The organism is Streptomyces sp. NPDC054841 (assembly GCF_053611045.1).
On record NZ_JBSGZO010000686.1, the window covers coordinates 1 to 3460 of the forward strand.

Below are 3460 nucleotides of genomic sequence, written 5' to 3' on the forward strand. Positions count from 1 at the left end.
GTCATCACCCGCGGCGGCGGCAACGTCCAGCTCTACATCGGCGACGGCAAGGTCATCCACGCCCCCCGCACCGGCCGCACCATCAACGTCGCACCACTCACCGACCACTCCGACGTCGTCAGCTACCGGCACATCACCCGCTGATCGCGGAGAGGACCACGATGAAAGTCACCGTGGAATTTTCCGGTCAGAGCGTATCGGGGGGCAAGGTGGAGCGCCCGGAGCGAAGCGAGGATGTACGACCTTGCGGCCCGGCAAGGGCGGAGGCCCTAAGATCGAGGATCACCGCTGGTCCGCTCACGAAGTCCCGTGCGGCAGGCGCCGCCGTCGGCCGAGGCCCACCCGCCGAAGTCGACAGCCCCGGCACCCAGGCCAGCGGATACGGTACGTACGTGCAGATCAACGGGGTGCAAGAACAACCGGGGACCGCGCTGCTACTGGCGGCCGCGCCCACCGGCAAGGGCAAACTGACCGACGCGAGCAGCGTCATTCCCGTGCTCGCCGCCGTACCGCCGGCCGCGCTCGCGGGCACCGCGGCCGCCACGCTCATCGAACTGGCGGACCCCGTCGACCCGCAGGCCGTCCTCACCCGCCTCCGGGGAGCCGCCGCCACCGAGGGCCCGCTCACCGTCGTGCTCGTCGGCCAGCTGCAGCTCGACCGCCGTCAGCAGGGCGTGCACCTGGCGCTCGCCCGAACCACGCCCTCGACGATCCGGTACACAGCCCTCCCGTGGGCCTGGCTCGTCGGCGAGCTGCAGCAGCGCCGCCCATACACGACCACCCTCTACGTGGACTTGGTGGCCGACGCCGAGGTCTGGCAGCTGCTCGACGAGGAGCCGCTCCCCTTCCCTGGCGGAGCCCGTACGTACGGCGTCATAGCCCCGCCGCCCGGCCGCCGGCTGATCGCTCACCCCGCCTACACCCACGCCCTGGCCCAGATCCTGCGCACCGGCCAGCGCTCCGCCCCCGACCAGCTGCACCACGAGGCCCTCCGCCGCGCCGCGACCGTCGAGGGCGCGCTCGTCCTCGGCCCCGAGCGACCTGCGGCCGCCGTGAACACCCAGCTCCCGCCCGCGAGTCCGGCCGCCGTACCCCCGGCGCCCATCCCGGCCCCGGCCCAGCCACAGACCCCAGCGGTGCAGACGCCCGCGCCGCCCGCCAGCCCCGCCGCCCCGTTCCGGCTCCCGCCGCCGCCCGTGACCTCCCAGGCCCCGCCGCCCGCCGCACTGGTCCAGCTTCCGCCTCCGCTGCCGAGGACTCAGCGCACCGTCTCGCCGGTCTACCAGCCCAGCGACGCCGTGGTGCCCGTCGAGGAGGACCCGCACGGCCGGATCGCCGCCTTATCCCAGGCCGGCCGCCACCAGGAGGCCGCCGCGATCGCGGCCGCCGCCGAGCAGCGCGCCGTGCACACCTTCGGGGCGGACACGTTCGCCGCCGTCCACTGGGTCGAGGTCCACGCCCATCTCGCCTCGGTCGCCCAGGACCCGGGCCAGTCCTGTGTGTTGTGGCTCCAGGCCGCCCAGACCCGGCTCGACTTACTGCAGCAGGCCCCCGACGCACATGACGTCGAGAGCGCCGTCGACCGCGCCCACCACCAGTGGGACCGCATCCGCGACGCCGCCCACGCCCGCCAGCTGGCCCCGCAGCTCGTCGCCCTGCGCCGCCGCGTTCCCGGTCGTCAACGCGCCGCCCTCGACGCCATCCACAAGAAGCTGGAGCGGCTTAACAGCCTGCCCATGCGCTGACCGAACGGCCCTGAGCTGCATTCCGCCTGACGAGATGTCGCCGACTTTTCGCGCCCGACAGACGGGAATCTGTGAAGCGACACGCGTTTGATGTTGATCCAAGTCCACCACTGCACCACCTAGCGGGGCTGGCGGCATCGCCGGTCAGCCGGCCAGTCTTCTCGGCTTGGACGCGGCGCAGGGCGGCGGCCTCCGTCGCCGCTGTCTGGAGGCGACGCTGGACGCGGGCGCCCTCAATCGGGGCCGGCGCAGCCGCCGTTTCGGGGACGGCGCGGCGGCTGAGCTCGCGCATCACCCTGATCTGCCGCTCGACCGCTTCCACGATGACCAAGTCCACCCGCTGCGCGATCCCCGGTTCTCCCAGTACGTCCAGCCCACCGCAGCAGACCGACCACCTCGACTACGCACTGCGCGGCTTCCTCGGCTGCTGCCTTCTTCGCCGTTGTCTTCTTCGCGGCCGTCTTCTTCCCGGTGGCCTTGGCCGCGGTCTTCTTCGCGGCCTTCTTCGCGGTCCGCTTCTTCGGCATCTCGGCCTTCGGGGAGGATCGGTCCGGGTTTTGGCGGGAGCGGTCAGTCTGCGCTGAGCTGGTTCGGAACGCGGCCGGAGGCGCGGAGTTCCTGTAGGTCGGGGATGTGGTTGTAGAGGGTGCCGGGGCTGACGCCGAGGAGCTTGGCGATCGAGGTGATCGAGTTCTCGGGGTTGGGGAGCAGGTCGCGGGCGGCGCGGATGATCTCGGGGGTGGCGACGGTGGGTCGGCCACCGACACGGCCGCGGGCGCGTGCGGCGTCCAGGCCTTCGCGGGTGCCGGAGACGATGAGCTCGCGGATGAACTCGGCGAGGGCGGCGAAGACGTGGAAGGCGAGACGGCCGCCGGGGGTGGTGGTGTCCAGGCGTTCGTGCAGAGAGCAGAAGCCGATCTCGCGGCGGCGGAGTTCGCCGACCATGTTGACCAGGTCCTTGAGGGACCGGCCGTAGCGGTCGAGCGCGGGGACGAGGCGGCATGCGCATGGCGGTGGCGGGTGAGGGGGTGCTGGCCCTTCTTCGCGCTGGTGGTTGTCTGAAATTGGTCCTGCAGTGATCGTCATGGCGAGAGGTGAGTGCCCCCGGTCAGTAGGCCAGTGCGGGCATGTGGTCGGGGTGGTGGGCGGCGACGTCGTGGGCGGCTTGGACGAAGGCGGCGACGGCTGCGGATCGCGAGGTCTCCGGCCAGGCGACCATCACCACGCTGGGGCTGAGGCCGGTGACCGGCCGGTATGCGATGTCCGGGCGCTGGTGCCGCTTGGTGGTGGAGAGTGACAGGAACGCCACCGCCTGGCCCAGCGCGACCACCTCCAGGAGTTGCTCGACGCTGGCCACGAGCGGCCCCTCAGGAGTGTCGGCCGGCGCCAAGCCTGTGTGGCCATCGCCTGCTTCTGCGCCGTCGTATCCGGTGTAGTAGGCGGTGGTGGAGGGGGCGGCCCCTTTCCAGCGTGGGATCGGTTCGCCCTTGAGGTCGGTCAGCCGCAGTCGCCGGCGTCCGGCCAGGCGGTGCGCGGCGGGGAGGACGGCCAGTCGCGGCTCGACCACGAGTGTCTGGGAATCCAGCCCTTGACCGTCGAACGGGCTGCGCAGCAGCGCTACGTCGGCACGGCCGTCCCGCAGCATGGCGATCGGCTCTCCGCTGCCGCCGACGACGACTTCAGGCGGCGGCAGATGCGAACCCGTTCTCCGGTAG

The 3460-nt window shown here is 72.0% G+C and carries 3 protein-coding genes; 1 reads left to right on the forward strand and 2 read right to left on the reverse strand.

Features of this window, described 5'->3' with window-relative positions:
* Window positions 1–392 precede the first annotated feature (392 nt).
* The gene (locus ACWGI8_RS41725) at window positions 393–1745 is read left to right on the forward strand and encodes a hypothetical protein (RefSeq protein WP_453668674.1); all 1353 of its coding nucleotides are present in this window, start codon (window positions 393–395) and stop codon (window positions 1743–1745) included.
* Window positions 1746–2315: 570 nt separating this feature from the next.
* On the opposite strand, the gene ACWGI8_RS41730 is transcribed toward ACWGI8_RS41725, so the two are convergent.
* The gene (locus ACWGI8_RS41730) at window positions 2316–2831 is read right to left on the reverse strand and encodes a recombinase family protein (protein ID WP_453668675.1); all 516 of its coding nucleotides are present in this window, start codon (window positions 2829–2831) and stop codon (window positions 2316–2318) included.
* A gap of 22 nt (window positions 2832–2853) precedes the next feature.
* Window positions 2854–3460: LysR substrate-binding domain-containing protein (locus tag ACWGI8_RS41735; protein WP_453668676.1), on the reverse strand; the 607-nt coding region annotated here is incomplete at its 5' end.

Bases quoted from the DNA above. Each gene is read 5' to 3' on its own strand.
- ACWGI8_RS41730 (WP_453668675.1), bottom strand. From the start codon at position 2,831: ATGACGATCACTGCAGGACCAATTTCAGACAACCACCAGCGCGAAGAA.